The organism is Flavobacterium sp. FlaQc-48 (genome assembly GCF_044007335.1).
In the GTDB taxonomy this organism is placed as follows: domain Bacteria; phylum Bacteroidota; class Bacteroidia; order Flavobacteriales; family Flavobacteriaceae; genus Flavobacterium.
Window position 1 is genome coordinate 35,293 of record NZ_JBIPCR010000015.1, and the last position, 18,715, is coordinate 54,007.

Annotated in this window: 17 protein-coding genes; all 17 read right to left on the minus strand. The window is 29.7% G+C overall.

The features are described 5' to 3' along the window. Position 1: 1 nt before the first annotated feature. Positions 2-1,330, minus strand: coding sequence for an alpha-1,2-fucosyltransferase (locus tag ACHRWY_RS20375; protein WP_395357131.1), 1,329 nt, complete (start codon positions 1,328-1,330; stop codon positions 2-4). Between the two features lie 32 nt (positions 1,331-1,362). Further along, positions 1,363-2,244 (minus strand): hypothetical protein, encoded by an 882-nt coding sequence (locus tag ACHRWY_RS20380; RefSeq protein WP_395357132.1) that lies wholly within the window; start codon positions 2,242-2,244, stop codon positions 1,363-1,365. Beyond that, complete coding sequence (locus ACHRWY_RS20385; protein ID WP_395357133.1) at positions 2,244-3,677, minus strand: MBOAT family O-acyltransferase; 1,434 nt, start codon at positions 3,675-3,677, stop codon at positions 2,244-2,246. The genes ACHRWY_RS20380 and ACHRWY_RS20385 overlap by 1 nt, the downstream gene beginning before the upstream one ends. 3 nt (positions 3,678-3,680) lie before the next feature. Continuing rightward, a complete protein-coding gene (locus tag ACHRWY_RS20390; RefSeq protein WP_395357135.1) occupies positions 3,681-4,643 on the minus strand; it encodes a hypothetical protein in 963 nt (320 codons plus the stop codon). Positions 4,644-4,654: 11 nt separating this feature from the next. Further along, a complete protein-coding gene (locus ACHRWY_RS20395) occupies positions 4,655-6,082 on the minus strand; it encodes an MBOAT family O-acyltransferase (RefSeq protein ID WP_395357136.1) in 1,428 nt (475 codons plus the stop codon). A gap of 4 nt (positions 6,083-6,086) precedes the next feature. Beyond that, positions 6,087-7,487, minus strand: a complete 1,401-nt coding sequence (locus ACHRWY_RS20400; protein ID WP_395357137.1) for a UDP-glycosyltransferase — start codon at positions 7,485-7,487, stop codon at positions 6,087-6,089. 57 nt (positions 7,488-7,544) lie between these two features. Continuing rightward, positions 7,545-8,423 carry an N-acetylneuraminate synthase family protein gene (locus tag ACHRWY_RS20405; protein WP_395357138.1) on the minus strand — a complete coding sequence of 293 codons (879 nt, stop codon included), beginning with the start codon at positions 8,421-8,423 and terminating at the stop codon, positions 7,545-7,547. Continuing rightward, positions 8,410-9,576, minus strand: coding sequence for a cytidylyltransferase domain-containing protein (locus ACHRWY_RS20410; RefSeq protein ID WP_395357139.1), 1,167 nt, complete (start codon positions 9,574-9,576; stop codon positions 8,410-8,412). Before ACHRWY_RS20410 ends, ACHRWY_RS20405 begins: the two co-directional genes overlap by 14 nt. Positions 9,577-9,655: 79 nt before the next feature. Beyond that, positions 9,656-10,810, minus strand: coding sequence for a glycosyltransferase (locus tag ACHRWY_RS20415; RefSeq protein WP_395357140.1), 1,155 nt, complete (start codon positions 10,808-10,810; stop codon positions 9,656-9,658). Between the two features lie 2 nt (positions 10,811-10,812). Next, positions 10,813-11,883: a glycosyltransferase family 2 protein gene (locus ACHRWY_RS20420; RefSeq protein WP_395357141.1), complete on the minus strand. Its 1,071-nt coding sequence runs from the start codon at positions 11,881-11,883 to the stop codon at positions 10,813-10,815. 50 nt (positions 11,884-11,933) lie between these two features. Beyond that, positions 11,934-13,133, minus strand: a complete 1,200-nt coding sequence (locus ACHRWY_RS20425; RefSeq protein ID WP_395357142.1) for a glycosyltransferase family 4 protein — start codon at positions 13,131-13,133, stop codon at positions 11,934-11,936. Positions 13,134-13,178: 45 nt separating this feature from the next. Next, positions 13,179-14,108 (minus strand): glycosyltransferase, encoded by a 930-nt coding sequence (locus tag ACHRWY_RS20430; protein ID WP_395357143.1) that lies wholly within the window; start codon positions 14,106-14,108, stop codon positions 13,179-13,181. 46 nt (positions 14,109-14,154) lie between these two features. Further along, positions 14,155-15,087 carry a glycosyltransferase family 2 protein gene (locus ACHRWY_RS20435; RefSeq protein ID WP_395357145.1) on the minus strand — a complete coding sequence of 311 codons (933 nt, stop codon included), beginning with the start codon at positions 15,085-15,087 and terminating at the stop codon, positions 14,155-14,157. Continuing rightward, positions 15,080-16,012, minus strand: coding sequence for a glycosyltransferase family 2 protein (locus ACHRWY_RS20440; RefSeq protein ID WP_395357146.1), 933 nt, complete (start codon positions 16,010-16,012; stop codon positions 15,080-15,082). Before ACHRWY_RS20440 ends, ACHRWY_RS20435 begins: the two co-directional genes overlap by 8 nt. Further along, positions 16,009-16,995 (minus strand): glycosyltransferase, encoded by a 987-nt coding sequence (locus ACHRWY_RS20445; protein WP_395357147.1) that lies wholly within the window; start codon positions 16,993-16,995, stop codon positions 16,009-16,011. The genes ACHRWY_RS20440 and ACHRWY_RS20445 overlap by 4 nt, the downstream gene beginning before the upstream one ends. 1 nt (position 16,996) lies before the next feature. After that, positions 16,997-17,644 carry an acetyltransferase gene (locus ACHRWY_RS20450; protein ID WP_395357149.1) on the minus strand — a complete coding sequence of 216 codons (648 nt, stop codon included), beginning with the start codon at positions 17,642-17,644 and terminating at the stop codon, positions 16,997-16,999. Then, positions 17,638-18,714: a DegT/DnrJ/EryC1/StrS family aminotransferase gene (locus tag ACHRWY_RS20455; protein WP_395357150.1), complete on the minus strand. Its 1,077-nt coding sequence runs from the start codon at positions 18,712-18,714 to the stop codon at positions 17,638-17,640. The genes ACHRWY_RS20450 and ACHRWY_RS20455 overlap by 7 nt, the downstream gene beginning before the upstream one ends. Position 18,715 lies beyond the last annotated feature (1 nt).

Consider the following 18,715-nt stretch of genomic DNA (forward strand, 5'->3'; position numbering starts at 1 on the left):
TTTATTTTTTTAACAAGAACTTTTTAATTCTTTTTTTTAATTGGATTTTTTTTCTCTTTATATATTTTTTAAAACTATAACTATAGCCACCAAACTCTAAAAGTTTTCCACCTGAGAAATTTATCCAAATTTCATCAGAACTAAAATCGTTTGAGAACTCTTCTCTTAAATCATTTCCTTTTTTCAAAAAAATAGCTGAAGTATTTTTCCTTCTCTCCACTTTTTTCTTAGGAAAAGAAAAAATAGCAGAGAATAATCCAAAGTCTTTTTGAACAAACAACTCATCATAATTCAACTTCCTGGAAACTTTAAAAGTTTTGTCTATAGTATTAGTAACCAACTTAACTCCTGGTTTATTTATTTGTAACCAACTATAATAGATTAAAAATGGAGGTAGAAAATAATCTCCTTTTAAGATATAGCTATCTTTTGATGAGTCGAATTCATTTTCCTCAAAAGTAACTGCTACATCAAAATAATGTAAAACATAGTTTTTAATTATTTCCTTATTTTTTTTTGATCTTATATAAAAACCTAAGTTATCTAATTTAAGTTTTACATCTAAATGATTATACTTTATCCATCTGTCAGGATAATAATCTTTATCATTAAGTTCTAAACTTTTCAATCCGTCAAAATTTTTAAAAGGCCTTATAACTTTTGAGCCTTCTTTTTCTCCCAACCATGCTGACCACCAGGAAAAAGTAGAATTACTAATTATAAAATCATCACATAATGACCCCAAACATAACTGTTCTACTTCATGTAATCCCTCTCCAAAAAATACATTTTCCAAGAATGAAAAATGAAACTTACAATATTTAATATCATCACTTAAAACAATTAAATTACAGGACTCCCAATCCGGTAAAAATTGCACTAAACTGTTTAAGTAAAAGTTTATTGGTAATTGAAGATAATCAGGATGATTCACAAAATCTCCTCTTCTTATAGAAATTAAAATCGTTCGTTTAACAAATGCCTTTTGATAGGAATTTTTAAGCGTCCCAATTAAAGAAGCCGAAAACTCAAAATAATACTTTGCCAAAGATTTATCAAAATATTTTTCAGTTTGAAGCCAACCGGAAAGATCATAGTTCTCTGTCCCTAAATCTCTATGATAGTAATTATATTCTGTTTCTTCAATAGTTATAAAATGAGATAAATCATTCTCTAACAGAGGTAGCTTATTTTTAAAATAGTGTTGATACTTCCAGTCTGGAAAAACATAATCCTGTTTGTTTTCGATAGCCACGCCAATAGTCGAAGCAATTTGAAAAAGCTGATTTCCCAGATTCCCTTTTTTTCCTAATTTACTATATGTTATCATTTTGTACAAGTACTCATTATAAATACCCTATCTTACTTATTAAAAAAGTCTTTTAATATTCTGGCTGTAAAAATTTTAGCTCCTGCATCATTCATATGTCCGCAAGAAGAGAAATACTTATCTTCAATTACTACATTTTCATAATTATGAATTTCCGGATAGGCTTTCTTTACCTTATTAAAGTAATCCATCCCTACAACATTTTCGCACATTGGGGTCATTACAGCTATAAAATTTATGTTATTATCTTTGCAAATCTTTTTTATCTCTTCATAATACTTATTATGCGGCAACGGATTCAGATTTACAATATTATTTTTCATATTCCCATTTTTATGCTTCTCTAAAGGATAATAGCCTAAATTATCCAAAGCATTTGTCTTTTTATGAAATCCTGTAAAAAACATTTCTCTAAAACCAATTTTGCTGTCATATTTAATATATCTGTAAAATGGCAGATAATTCATTTCTTTAAAATCTTCCTGATCTTCAAATTGATTTCTAATTGTTACAGAATTATGAATATAAGGCAAAAACTTAGCTGATATTGCTTCTGATTTGTGTTCTATTGACAGATTAAGATCTGCTTCAACAATTACATTTTTAATTACCCATTTTCTTTCAATCATTAATTTCAACATTAATGAAGCTTCAAATAAATGAGCTGCACTCATACCATAATTAAATGTTTTCAGGCCTTTATCCTGAAACATTTGAGCTACAAAATGATTATTAGCCCTAGATGAGCCTAAAATTATCACATCATATTTGGCTGCTTTAGAAGTAACAACTGTCTCTATTTTTCCTCTATCTTTAGATTGCATATAAACCGTAGTATACAATCCGTCAAGTATAAAAGCTATGACAGCCGTCATCAAAATAATTTTGACTAAATAAACTAAAAACTTTTTCATTAAAACTGAAAATATATAAATTCTTTATAATCTGAAAAGGTTCCAAAAGCCATTATCGCCAATATGGCCAATGCAACTTTTATCATGCTTCTTTTTCCCGAAAGGGGTTCTATTTTAGTTCGATTATTCCATTCAACTAAAACAAATATTCCAATCATAAGCAATAGTTCGTAGTTATAACGATCATTTTCGAGAAATTGAAATCTAAAATTTTTATTAGTCACTATTCGTTTTAAATACAAAATAGCATCTGTAATCGTTCTGGCCCTAAAAAATACCCAAGCCAAACAAGTAATTAAAAAGGTATAGAAAATACTCAGAATTACTTTGACAGAGTTAAAATCCCAGGAAACTTTTACTGTATCAATATTGTTTCGATTACTATTTCGTAATAATAACGGCAAAAAATAAACTGCATTTATGAATCCCCAGGCGACATACGTCCAACTTGCTCCATGCCAAAATCCGCTAACAACAAAAATGATAAAAGTATTTCTTATTTTCATCCATAGTCCACCTTTACTTCCGCCTAAAGGAATATATAAATAATCCCGAAACCAGGAAGAAAGCGAAATATGCCAACGGCGCCAAAACTCAGCAATATCTCTCGAAAAATAAGGATAATTGAAGTTTCGTAATAAATCTAAACCAAACAATTTTGAAACTCCTAATGCAATATCTGAATATCCTGAGAAGTCACCATAAATTTGAAAAGCAAAATACACAGCTCCCAAAATAAGCGAAAGAGAGTTCATCGATGTATAATTATCAAAAATAGCATTCGCATAAGTAGCACAGGTATCTGCAATGACCACTTTTTTAACTAATCCCCAAATAATTTGGCAGACACCGTCTTTAGCTGTTTGAAAATTAAATTCCCGTTTTATTTTTACCTGAGGCAATAAATGCGTGGCTCTTTCAATTGGCCCCGCAACTAATAACGGAAAGTAACTTACAAACAAGGAATAATCAACAAAATTATATTCGGCTTTTATACGTTTGTAATAAATATCGATAACATAGGATAATCCGTGAAACGTGTAAAATGAAATTCCAACCGGAAGAATAACATTTAATAGAATTGGGCTCGCCTTTACTCCAACGGAATTTAATAGGTCTGAAAAAGAAGAAGCAAAGAAGTTATAATATTTGAAAATTGCCAGAAATCCTAAATTAACAGAAATACTCAGCCAAAACCAAAATTTCCGATTTCTTTCAGACTTTCCTTTTTCAATTTGAATTCCGGTATAATAATCTAAGAAAGTAGAAAATACCAATAGAAAAAGAAATCTCCAATCCCAACAAGAATAGAAATAATAGCTGGCGACAATTAATAAAGCATTTTGACTGCTTTTATTTTTATTAAAAACAAACCAGTATAAGAAAAAAACGATTGGCAAAAAAACAGCAAAAGCTATCGAGTTAAAAAACATAAATTAATTTAAAATTGTATTAATCTTTATTGAAATTTTTTTAGAAAAAATAGTAGAACCAACTTCGTTCAAATGAAATGTATCATAATAATATTCGCTATGATTAGACATTTCATCATAAGCCATATCAATAAAGATGAAATTTTTATATTTTTTTTGAATCAAATTTAATTCTTCAACTATTGATGCTCTTTTAAGGTCGAAACTTTTAGTTAGCCTAAGTTTGTACTCCGGCATCCAGATAAATACCATTTTTGCATTTTTGTCTAATCTTGAATTATAAAAATTAAACATTTCATGTAAACGTTCTATTTCAAGTTCATTTTTAGCTTTTACATCTATGTTGGAGAATTTTTTCAGATTATGGTAATCTACTTTAAATAATCTGTCTTGCGGGCAATAACCTAGAATTGTTTTACTGTTTTTTTTAACCGAATTTGAAAAGTTGGCAACTATTCCTTCTTCAAGTAACTTAAAATTTTGATTGTACTTTAACAAGGGAAAAACCTTTAAATAAGTGATATTTTCATCAAATTTCATTAGTAAAGAATCGATACTTTTATTATAAATAATGGGATAAAACTGCCATTCATCCGGAAGTTCTGTATTTTTTTGAAAATGGGCAAGATCAATATTTTGAATTATCAATTTTGGTGGTTTATTACTTTTAAGATAAATATCGAATTTAGCTTGCTGCAAATTGTATCCTCCGGCATTAAAACTCAGGTTAAAACAGGTCAAATGAAGTTTATTTCCAATTATAACGGGATTATATCCAACAAATCCGCGCGAAGATCCATTAATAATAATATCACTATTTATTTTACCCTCGACAATATTTTGCCAATCATTATATTGAGAGTTTTTAAGATTTCGAAAACCTCTATCTGAAAGATATTGTATAAAAAAAGCAATTATAAGCGTGATAACAACAATTTCGATCATATATTTTAAAAAATTTTTCATTAAAACTGATCTTAAAATTGAAAATAAATAAACTTACTCTGAATATTAAATTCCCCAAATAATAAAATAAATATAATCGTTGTTACTATTTTAATCCTGGACAGTTGACCAAATAATGGACATTCTTTATTTCTATTATTCCATTCTAATAAAATCAAATAGGGTAAAATAATTATAATGATGAAGCTTAATTGTTCTTTTAAACTACTCCTATTAAAGCTAAAATCTGTAATTCTTCTAATATAATCGAAAGCCATAGACAGGCTCTCAGATCGAAAGAAAATCCACGCAAAACAGGTTATTCCAAAAGTAATTAAGATGTTTACAATAGTCTTTAACGAAGAAATATGCCATGAAACGGTTATTTCCTGAAGATATTTTTGATTTCTTTTTAATAGTAATGATGGTAAAAAGTAGACTGCATTTATTAATCCCCAAAAAATATAGGTCCAACTGGCTCCATGCCAAAATCCGCTTACAACAAAAATGACAAAAGTGTTTCTAATTTTCATCGATAGCCCACCTTTACTTCCTCCTAAGGGAATATACAAATAATCGCGGAACCAGGAAGAAAGTGAAATATGCCATCGACGCCAAAATTCAGCTATGTCCCTTGAAAAATAAGGATAATTAAAATTTTTCAATAAATCTATCCCGAACAACTTTGAAACCCCCAAAGCTATATCTGAATATCCGGAAAAGTCCCCATAAATTTGAAATGCAAAATAAACTGTTCCCAGTACCAATGAAAATGAATCCATTGAAGTGTAATTTTCAAATATATTATTGGCATACATTGCACAATTATCTGCAATAACAACTTTTTTAAATAAGCCCCAAATAATTTGACTAATTCCCTCTTTAGCTTTTTCTAAATTAAATTCCCTCTTTACTTTTACCTGAGGCAATAAATGTGTGGCTCTTTCAATTGGCCCCGCCACTAAAAGTGGAAAGTAACTTACAAATAAGGAGTAATCTATAAAGTTATATTCGGCTTTAATGCGTTTATAATAAATATCAATAACGTATGATAATCCGTGGAAAGTATAAAAAGAAATCCCAACCGGAAGAATTACATTCAGCAATATTGGACTTGCTTTAAATCCTAGCACATCCAATAAATCGGCAAAAGAAGAAGCAAAAAAATTGTAATATTTGAAAATACCTAAAAACCCCAAATTGACAGAAATGCTAAGCCAAAACCAAAATTTTCGACTTTTTTCTGATTTCCCTTTCTCTATCTGAATTCCGGTATAATAATCTAAGAAAGTAGAAAACACCAATAAAAAAAGAAATCTCCAATCCCAACAAGAATAGAAATAATAACTGGCAACAATTAGTAAGGTATTTTGGGTGCTTTTGCTTTTATTAAAAACAAACCAGTACAAGAAAAAAACAATAGGTAAAAAAACAGCAAAAGCTATTGAGTTAAAAAACATAAAATTATATTGTTTTTAATATAGAATCAATACGATCCCAAATATTCTCAGATGCAAGAGTTGGATTTTTCCCTACGACAATTTCATACCATTTTTTACCATCCGGTACATTGGATAATTTTTTATCTAAAATTTGTTTTACCTGATTTTCTAAATTTGTTTTACTTGTACAAAATATTGCCGCTTTCTCACTAGGCATACTTCTAAAATGAACATATTGGTAATTCTGGCCTATGTCTCTGATCCCTTTTTTTAATTGTGGCTGTTCGTAATTAAAATAAATACAGGGCTTATTATGTGCAACAAAATCAAATACGGTTGAAGAGCATACATTTGTTACAAACTCTGAATGAGCACAAACATTATGCAATAAGGCAAGATCCTGTTTTGTTGGCAAAATTTCGTTCCAATTTTTCCCAACCTGTTTCCATAACGGATCCAAAACCATTATTACATCTTTATAAGAATCAAGAATGGCATCATAACGATCCGTTGTATCTACAGGGCATTTACGATAAATAACCCCAATGTTCTCGCCTTTTTTATTTAAATTCCTGACAGCATTTGCTAAATCTTCCAGATAATATTGATCTAGAGGTGATGTTGTTTCATCATCTCCTGAAAAACAAATGTATCTTTTAGAAGCATCTATGTTGTTTTCTTTAAAAAACACTTCTCTATTTTTAAACAACTTGTTGTCATAGTGAGGTTCAAATTGCGGTGTTCCCGTTACAAAAACCTGGGATGCTGTTACAAACGGATAATATTTTAGAATTTCTTCTTTCATTAAATCACTCCAAACAAAATAGTAATCGGCTTCTACTACTTGCATAGCTTTGGGCACATTATCCCAAGAATATACAAAAGCAACTATGGGAATATTAAGATCTTTGGCTGCCAATAGTGCACTAATGGATTGAGTCGCACGTTGAGTAGTACAGAAAATCAAATCTGGTTTATGCTCCTCTAATTGCTTTTTGCAGTATTGGTACTTTATAGTCGAACGTTCAAGAGTATTAATGCGTTTTCTAATTCTTATAATTCCTTTTTCTGATGAATTAAAACCAATCAATACCTTCGTATACAGTGTTTTTAAAGTGTTCTTTAAACCATCATAACTAAAAGGAAATTTATAGGTTTCATATACTTTGTCCTTAAATTTTTTTTGAGAAACATTAAGTTCAATATGCTTTCTAACTCTGGAATAAATAGGCGTTAAAGGATGTGTTTTATGATTTTCAATTTTGACCTCATCATATCCCAACTGATCTTTTAAAGAAAAAACTGTATTATTCCAATAAACAATTTGATAGTCCTTTTCTTCTCCTATTTCTTTAAAATCTGTAAAAGCGAAATTACGCAGTCCAACCCCATCCGGCAGAAAAATAAATATCTTTTTTTTCATTATAATAAATCGAATAATTGAAACTTAATAAAAGTTATGTCCTTAGATCCACTATTATTAATTAACCTTTTTATTTTTAAGCTTTTCCCTTTGTACCTGCTCAATTGGAAGAATGTCTGATTTTTTAAAAGTTAAAGCATGATAAACAGCATTTAAATCACGGGACAGTTTACGCAAACCCATAGGCTCCAAAGACGCGGCATGATCTGTACCTTTCCAGGTTCTGTCTATGGTGTAATGTCTTTCGATAACGTGAGCTCCTAAGGTATAAGCTGCGATGTCTACTGCAATACCTAAATGGTGTCCTGAGAAACCAATATGCTTTACTTTGTCTTCATATTTTTGTTTCAGTAAATTAATATCCAACAGGCAAACATCCTCAAAAGGAACAGGATATCCAGAAGTACAATTATACAAAACAAGATCTTTATTTCTTCCTTTTTTGATAAAATAATCTACTAAAATATCGGTTTCGTCTTTTGTGGTCATTCCGGTTGAAATGTGAATTTCTCCGGAATAATTATCACATAGCCATTCCAACATGTCAAAATTATTGTTACATGCCGAAGGAATTTTAATAAATTCAGGATTTAATGAAGTAATTTCTTTTGCTGAAGTTGTATCCCAGACAGAAGTTGAATATGTAATTCCTATTTCCTGGCAGTATTCTTTTAATTCACGATGCTGATCAACATTGAACTCTAAATACTCTCGATGTTCTCCGTAAGTATTTCCGTATGAATTTAAGGCATTAGGATGCGGAGCATGGTATTGTTCCTCTGTTAAAAGTTCTCTGTTATTACGTTTCTGAAACTTAACAGCATCTGCATTTCCAAAGATTTTAGCAATTTTAATTAATTCTTTGGCTATTTCCATTTCCCCTTTGTGATTGCATCCTATTTCGGCAATAACATAAGGTTTTTTATACTCTTTCATAACGTTTATTATACTTTAATAAAATTTCACACGTTTCTCTAATGGCTCCATTTCCTGAAGCGTTTGTTAAAATGTAATCTGCATTTGCCTTAACCACATCCGTTGCATCTGCAGGAGTAAATGACCAGCCAACAGTACAAATGTTTGCAAGATCATTAACATCATCACCTACGTACGCAACGGCGCCAAAACTACTATTTCTCTCTAAAAGAAATTGTGTTAAAAAGGAAAACTTATCTTTAACACCCAAAAAAGTGTGTTTTATCTGCAATTTCTTCATGCGCTGCGCTACTAAATCAGAATTTTCTGAAGTCATTACAAGTACTTCAACCTGATTTTGTCTGATTATTTCTAATCCCATTCCGTCGCGCATGTCAAATTTTTTCGCCATTTCGCCTTCTGCATCATAGTAAACACAGCCATCTGTAAAAACACCATCAACATCTAACACTAAATATTCGATTCGCTGATGTACTTTCTTTTTTTTCTGACGATCAGCCAGCAGATTTTCTATAATTTCCCAATCAGACAAACTGTCGATTTCAACGAGAGATTCTTCATTCATTTTTACCAGTCCGATTGTGCCGCTTACTCGGTTTTTTGAACTTAAAAAAGCCTCTTTTGTAGTCGCATAAACTGCTCCGTTCTCCATCAGTAAGCCTTCGAAGTCCTGACGTCTGGGTCTATTAAAAACATCATAATTTTGTGGAGTTCCGTCAGTATTCCAAATAAAACGATGTGTGTTTACAACTGTTAATGCTGAAGTTTTATTATTGATCAGAATTTCATTTAATGAAGCATTAATATCTTCTGAAGTTGTCATGGGTGAAGTTGCCTGTAACAGGCATAATAAATCAAAATCATTTTTTACAGTCTCGGCAAATTCTAATAAAGCGCTTTCTGTAGAAGCAGTATCTGATGCATTTTGATCATTACGTAAAAGTGCTTTAACTTTTGATGCCCAATGATATTCTCTATTTATAAAATCAATTATATCCTGATCATCCGTAAATACATATACTTCATCTAATTCTGAAAAAATAGCAGCAGTCAAAACCCACGAAAAAAGCGGACGTCCTAACATTTTTTTCTTATTTTTCCCTGGAATTCCTTTAGAGCCTTTACGAAGCGGAATAATTCCTGTTTTTTTCATTGCAAATTATATTATCAATTTATAAAGAAATGTTTTTATTTCTAATATTCTTAAATTATTTGGTACACTATAATTTAATCTAATTTTTATTTTTCCCAATAGATTTATACAATTCTACGATCTTAAACCTGTTACTTTCTCTATCATATTTTTCTTTTACAGAACTGATATTAAGGGAAAAAGCTTTTTCGAGCCTAACAGGATTTAGGATTGCTTTTTTTATCAACTCCTCAATTTGTTTATGATTTAATGCATCCTGGATTAGTAATCCGTTTTGTTCATCATCTATTAATTCTGCTGTTGCATTTCCCGGATTAGACTGAATAGGAAAAGCTCCCATACCCATTGCTTCAATTAAAGAATTGGGTAATCCGTCTGATAAGCTATTGCCTATATAAATATAACTTTGTCCCATTATTTTCATCAGTTTATTATTTTCGATAAACTCTGATCTGAGGTACACTTTAATAGTACTATTCACAAACCGACTGTTATTTTTTATGTAATCTTTAATTTCCTGATCAGCTCCAAAAACAACAATTTCATAGTCTTTGATCAGCAATAAAATCTCACTTGTCAAGGCTTTTATAATAGTAATGCCTTTGCCAATTTTATTATTATATCCTTTTATTAAAATTGTTTTTCGGGAAGAAAGAGGAAGTATTAATTCACTTTTAAATTCAAAACCTCCGTTACCTGGAAAAACCCCAAGAAATTTACCATTGAAACCTTTTTCTTTAGCAATTTCAAAATCCCTGAAACAATCTGTTATTAAATAATCCATTCTTTTTAGTGTCTTACACATCAGGAAATGAGAAATTCCTATTTGTTCCGGATAAAACATATCACTTCCCCAGGACGAATACATCCATGGCAAGGAAGATTTTTTTTCCATTATTTCCAAAATTGGCAAACAAGAAAGCTGCATTTCAAAACTATGGACAACATCAGGTTGAATTTCTAACAATTTTTGTTCAAAAACCCTTGCCGTACTGCGATCATTAAATTGTTTTATAAAATTATGAATTTTTGGAAATTTGCTTTTAAAAAAAAAACGCCCAGGATAATCCCATCGTAATTTCCATCCTACAATTTGATTTATCCAACTAATCCTTTCTACTTTTTGTTTGCTATCTAAAACATCAAACCAATAAATTTCATGCCCTGCATTTTCAAGCTGTTCAACCCACTTAAAAAAGTGCTGGGATGCCATTGAAACCATTAGAATTTTCATAACTATAATTTGATTTTTAAATTAATAGTTTGCTCCAATTTCGAATACTCATATTCATACGGCTGGTTTCGTAAGGAAGAAATTATGGTTAATAAAATGGCATCATTGATTGTATTAAAGGAAAGAAACTGATAGTGTTTCTTTCCCATTACTCTTTTTACCTCATTTTTTAAACTTTTATACAATAAATGATTTACTATTTTAACATGTACAACAACATCTTTTAAATTTAGTATTGTTCCTGACAAAAATGCCTGAATATCATTTTTTTCATTTGTAATTAAGAAATCATAATCCGGTTTATTCAAATTAAAGTAATCTAAATTTAGAGGCAGCATCCCCCAATTGAAAGGAGTGTTTGCATCAATTATATTCGTTTTTTGTATTTGTCGGATATATTGGTAATTTATTCTTTCGAGCTGACTATGAAAAGGCTCAAGGCTACTTTTAGTCCTATAAGCTTTAGGATGCCATTGATGTAACATATATATATCGTCCTTGTAAAAATTCACTTTCACTTTTTTATTTTGTAAGCGAATGTGAACATCTGTATCTTCAGCACCCCAACCATGATAAAACTCGTTGTATCCGTTTATGCTTTTCAATACTGTTGTAGCATATAATGTCATTCCAGTTGCTTCTTTACCCGAAAAATGATTTATTTTATATTCGTTAAAAGCTTTGTTTTTTTTAGATTCTTCCTGATCCAGAAAACCGACCTGAAAATAAGTCACTTCATCTTTATTTTTAAACTGTTCTAATTTTTCAATGAAATCTTTATGAAAAATCATGTCAATATCTCCAACAAAAAAATAATCTGAAGCACATTGCTTCAAAGCGATATTTATAGCTCGTGATTTATTCCAAAGTTGTTTTCGAACCGGGCAAGAAATAAGTTCTACAAAAGGATAATCCACCATTAATTTATTTAAAGAGAATGCATACGATTCTTCACTTCCATAGTCTATTAAAACTACTTTAAAAGCTAAATTTGATTGGTTCTTTAAAGAATCCAGGCAATTTTCAACGATTCGCTGATCTCTATTTCTATATGTTATTGCAATTGTTATCATTTTAAAGCAGCTCTATTCTTTAAACAATTTTGTTTCTTAAAAAAGATTAATCAATTTTGTTTAAATAACAACTTTTGATAGCTATCATTAAATTTTTTGATTTGAAAATTTGAATGTGCGTACAAAGATGCATTTTCGGATATTTTTTGAATTTGCGTTTTATTATTTATCAACTCTACTATAGAATCGGTAATTTTTTTTACTATTTCCTGTTCCTCTACATCATAAACTACAATACCATTTTTGCCATTTACGATATGTTCCGTTATTCCTCCCACATTTGTTGTTATTGGTATCACGCCGTGGGCCATAGACTCCATGATTACCATAGGAAATCCTTCTCTGCTAGACGTAATTAAAAGAAAAGTCATATCCTTGTAAATTTCTTTCAGCGTATTTTTATCTGTTATTTCTCCCAAAAAAGAAACTCCTGCTGAGTCAATACTCCTTTTATTACTCTTCATTCCGGTTCCCATCATTTCAAACTGAACATTAGGAAAAACTGAAATCACATTTTTGGCTATTTGCAAAAACAATTCAGGCCTTTTTTCATGAGCCCAACGTCCTACAAAGCCAATTTTAATTTTATCAGTATCTTTTGTACAAAATTCACCTTCATCTATTTCAATTCCGTTTTCAATTTTTACAATTCTTTTATTATATACCGGATCAATATTGTGAGACTCGTATTGAGTAAGTAAATCTACTTTTGTTTTTTCATTTATGACTACCCTGTAGTCTAAATATTTTACATAAAAAATACTATCTTCCTCAATACCTGCATCAGGATATGAAAACGCATGAATTAAATCTATTTTAGTAATCGTATCGTTTAAGAAAGGTAATAATTCATAAAAAAAAGTAGCATTTGAAGCAAAAACAGTTTCAAGACTTTGATTTTTATTCAATGATTTAATGATGATGCTTTTTAAAACTTCAATAAGAAACTTATTTTTTTTAGTGATAATTTTATTTATTGAAATTATTTCTGAATGCTTCTCAAAGCTCGCTAAAAAATTAGTTGTATTAGAATTTTGTGTAAACAGCACACAACTTTTCTTTCCTTCAACCGCTTTAACGATATTTAAATGAACCCTTTCTGCACCACCTGTATGATAAACAGGAAATAAGAAAACAATATTTGATTTTCTTATTTTTCTACTTTCAAAAAAAAAGAATAAAAGTAAATAATATAGTGCACTAAAAAAGTTTAATGTTTTTCTTGCTCTTTCTTTCAATACTTTTTTCACATTTATTTTTTTACATGCTTAATTATAAAAACAGCATTATTTTTTTTAATTCAAAAAGGATTTCTTTAAAGAATACAAATACAACCTGGTCAAAGATAATTTTCCTTTCTCTTTTTTTAATAGTTCAATGAATAATTTAAAAGATTCTTTAAATTTTTTATCCCGATTGAAAGTCATCAATAAATCACATTCTTTTTCAAAAATACATTTTGAAACAATTTGCTTATATTTTTTGAAATGTATATCGTTCAGAATATTTTTTCTAATTTTCAAATCTTCTGTATACCAATCTTTAAGTTTATATGATACTCCAATATCTTTTCTGTAAACCGCAGTAATATCTTCTATATAATGAATTTTGCCTCCATCTTTTATAGTCCATAAATAAGTTGGCCAATCTCCGTAAGGATATTGATCTACCCAATGAGGGAGTTGTTCATGAAATTGTACATTTCTAAAAAGCGCTGTAACAGAAAAGATAAAATTAGAATAAATCAAATTATTAAATTCATTGTAATTTAGATTATCAGAATCCAAAAAAACAGTAAAATCTCCATTTGGAGCCAGGAATTTCAAAGCTGTATGGACAATTGAGTATTCTGAATTATTTTCTAAAAAATCAACTTGTTTTTGAAGTTTTAAAGGATCAATCCAATAATCATCTCCATCACATATTGCAATATATTTTCCATCACATTCTTTTATCGTGCGTATATAATTAGCAATGAGTCCAATATTTTTTTCAGGACTTGTGAGTAGCTTTATTTTATCACCATAATTACGGGCAAACTCTTCACAAACAACTCTTGTTCTGTCAGTACTACAATCCTCTCCTATTACCAATTGAAAAGAGAAATTTGTCTTTTGATTCAAAATGCTTTCAATAGTCTGAGCAATATATTGTTCCTGATTATAGGTAAGTATAAAAATACTAACTATAATCTCGTTCCTATTAAGCTTTTTTATCTCCTTCATTAAATCAGGTAATTTTCATATATTTTTTTATCCAGTTAGAATGAGGTTACATTCTGTCTGAAATAAATTTAAACTTGATAAATCTTTCAAATTGCTTTTTAGCAATTGATAAAACTCCCATTTTTAGTGCTGTTTTCTTAAAGAAAAGACCCAGTTTGTATGTATTTGAATCTTTGCATAACGCTAGTTTATATTTATAATCCAAACTAGATTGATAAAACCTTGAAATGATAACCACTGACAATTTATGATATTTTTGAGGAGTAAGTATTGTAGCAAAATACTCCATTGCTTTTATAAAATCAGGAAATAAGTTTTCACTTTTAGTCATACTCTTGGGATTTCTTCTATAAAAAGCCAAAAATTCATCATTAAAAACTACTTTATTTATCTCTTGAGACAAAGTTACCCACATTACCCAATCTTCTTTTGCTCTTAAATTTTCAGGAAATCTAAAATTATTAAAAAGAGAAGATTCAAAAAAACCACAATGAATTGGTATTGTAAACGAATTATCCCATTCGTACAAGAGCGATTCAAAATTAAAAAGTGCTGAACTTAATTTACAGTAAGGGTCTGAAGGAGTATTGATATCTTCTTCAAACATTTTAAAATTAGATATAACAATTTTTAGATCTTTATTTTCTAATAGATTAAAAGACTTTATAGCATTTTCTAATTTTAGGTTGCCTAAATAATCATCTGAATCTAAAAACTGTATAAAATTGCCTTTTGCACGATCTAATCCAAAATTTCTGGCACTACTTAATCCTCCATTTTCTTTTTGATAATACTTGAATCTATGATCAAGATCGCACCATTTTTTAGCTACTTCATCAGTATGATCAGGACTTCCATCATTGATTATAATACACTCCCAATTACTGTATGATTGATTTAAAACAGATTGCAAAGCTTCATCCAGATAATGAGCCTGATTATAACAAGGAACTATGATCGAAACTAAAGGTTTACTCATGGCCTTTTTGTAAATAATTATATTTTAAAGCACTGAGATATTTTTTGAAAGGCATTTTAAAACCACAATATTTAAAATTAGTCACAAATGTCTTTAATGACTCGAAATACATGTCTTCTTTTAATATTAATCTGAATTTTTTAATAAAAAAATCGTTTAAAAGATGATCGTTTTTCGGATATAGAGTCTTGTTTCCTAAATAATTATAAATAGAGATAATCTGAAAAATATGGGTGTTATAATAATCTAATTTCGTTAAATTAGACATTACACCTCCTTCATGAATTCTATACACTGAAAATAATTCTGTTGATCTGTAAGTTTTTGATTGGGTATTATGCATCAAAATAAGGTAGAAAAACCAATCGCCAAATTTTACCTCTTTAAAACTTTCAGGAAATTCACATATCACATTCCGAAACATTACAGTACAAGTTATAATGTTATTATGAGATAAGAAATCTCTTAATGTAAAAACTTTATCAATCTCACCTTTTAAAATTGGTTTACCGGTATTGTTTAAATCTTTTGACAATTCAACAGCATTTGCGCTATGAATAACAAAATCTGGATTCGCATCTAAAAATTCAACTTGTTTTTGCAGTTTTAAAGGATCTGTCCAATAATCATCACCTTCGCATATTGCGACATAATTTCCTGAACATTCACCTAAGGCAAAAATAAAATTAGGCATCATTCTTAAATTTTTTTCATGCCTGAAATATTTAATCCATGATTTTTTAGGATGATTTTGTAAAATTTCCTGAATAATTAGATCTGTATTATCCGGAGAACAATCATTGGCAATTATTAATTCTACTTCGAAATTACATTCTTGCATTAAAACTCCCTCGATAGCTTCACGAATATAATTTTCGTGACCATAGGTAATCATACAAACACTAATAACAGGATTTTTCTTCATCTTAATTTCTGCCTTAAAAACCCTATACCAACTAATGATAAGATAAGTTTTATCCAGATATCAGCTTTCATTTTTTTCCTAAAAACACTCCAACTGCAGTATTTAAAGACTTCTAAAATTAATATATTTTTTAATAACTTTAAAGTATCTGAATATTTCTTAGATACAAAAGCAGTATTTATTAATCCTCTATTCGTATTACAAATAGAATCTGATAACCAAATTTTATTCAGATTATTTCGTTCAACAAAGCTTTTTCTGCAAAAATAGGTGTCTTTTAATGCGAAGATATATTTATCAATCTGTTTAGGATGACTTGCACTACCCTCAAGAATTCTATATACCGCAGTTACTTCGTTCAAATAATAGAGTTTTGATCTATACACTGTTTCAAGAATTATTCTGGTATCGCCTATTACTTTTCCTTCCAGTTCTTTGCTTAGCGTTTTAATTACCTGGTCCAGAATTGTTTTTCTGAAAACAGTAGAGGCAAATTCAACAAATTTACTTTTTAGCATTTCCGGAATTACTTCTTCCTGGTTTTGTACAAATCTAGCCTGAACGTCAATAAATTGTCCCGTTTTTTGAATGTATTGTTTTGTATTAGAATATACCAGTCCAACTTCTTTGTTTTCTTCTAAAATATCAACTTGCTTCTGGAGTTTATCTTTAGTAATCCAATAATCATCTCCTTCACACATTGCAATATATTTTCCTGAACACTTTTCCAGAGCAAAAAACAGATTAGGCATTATACCCAAGTTTTCATCTTGATTATAATATTTAACCCATGATTTTCGAGGATGATTTTCTAAAATATCCTGAATGATCAAATCTGTTTTATCCGGAGAACAGTCATTAGAAATAATCAATTCTACATCAAAATCACATTCTTGCATTAGAATACCTTCTATAGCTTCGCGAATATAATTCTCGTGACCATAAGTAATCATACAAACGCTGACTTTTAGATTTCGATTCATTTTAAAATCGTAATTCCTCTAGTTCTTTAATAATTTTACCTGGTATACCAACAACTAAAGAATTATCAGGAACATCTTTAGTTACGACAGCTCCGGCACCAACAATTACATTTCTACCTATACTAACTTTTGGTAATACGGTCGCATTAGTTCCTAAAACGCTGTAATCACCAAGTATACAATTTCCGGATATATTGACTCCGGGTGATAATTCTACAAATTCCCCTATAATACAATCATGACCAATTGTACAGTTTAAATTGATTAGAGAACCTTTTTTTACAATAACATCTGATGTGATAACTGTTCCGGTCATGATATTCGACCCTATGCCAATATCATTGCCAAAATTACCGATAACAGCAAATGGGCTGATTGTTGAAGTAAATACACCTCCTAATGCTGTAAATTTATCATAAAGTTTTTTTCTCAAAACAGGATTTCCAATTCCAATTGTAAACCTATTATCTATCGTACTAAAATATGTTGATGCTTCCGAAAGCGTTTTTAAAACAGGGAATCTATTGTATAATACCCCATTTATATCATCATTTACATCATCATAAAAAGCCAAATTATCACTTTGGTTTAATTGATACACAACTTCTAAAACTTCTTTCGCAAACCCTTTAGCTCCTATAATTAACATAAACTTCTATTAATAAGTAAAACAATTTTTTCTAACTGCTCTGATTCCAGTCCTACATACAATGGCAAACACATGACTCGAGATGCCACACTTTCAGAAACTGGCATATTTTCACCATTAGTATACTCAATAGTATTCAAAGAAGGGTAAAAATAACGTCGGGGTGAAATTTCATTTTCATTTAATATTTTTTGAGTTTGAAGTAATTGTGCTTCATTCTCAAAAATTAATGGATAATAACTGTAATTCCAATTTGTATTTTCTCTTATTTTAATCGAATGTAGTTTTGAAAAATCCAGATTATCCTTATAAAAATCAACTACTTTTTTTCTTTCATCAATTATTTCATCCATATATGGAAAAACAGCTAATCCCATAGCTGCCTGCAACTCAGACATTTTACCATTAATCCCTAAGCCATGAAAAGCTAAAGGGCCGTTATGTCCAAAATTATGAGAATAAAATAATTGATCTCGCAAATCTAAATCATTAGTAAACATGGCACCACCTTCTCCGGTATGAAACAACTTTGTGGCGTGAAAACTACACGTACTTATATCTCCAAAATCAAAAATAGATTGCCCATTAAACTGTACACCAAAACAATGTGCAGCATCGTAAATGACCTTTAAATTATATTTTTTTGCAATAGACTCGATCGCAATAACATTACAGGGGTTACCAAAAACGTGAGTAGCCAGTATTGCTGTTGTTCTTGGTGTAATAGCTGCTTCTAATTTAGTTTCATCAATGGTTAAATATTCTGGATGTATATCTACAAAAACAGGTGTACAATTTTCCCAAACTATTGCTGCTGTCGTAGCCACATAACTAAATGGCGTGGTTATAATTTCTCCATTATTGCCTAACAATTTTACTGCAATCTGCAATGGTATTGTACCATTATTAGTAACAATTATATTTGAAATCTTTAAGTGCTTTTTTAGTTTTTCTTCTAATTCTAATACTAGTTCACCTCTGTTGGTGAGCCATTCATTATCCCAGGCACGCTGTATTTGTTTATTATATTCTAATAAAGGAGGAAGAAAAGTTTTGGTTACATTTATCATC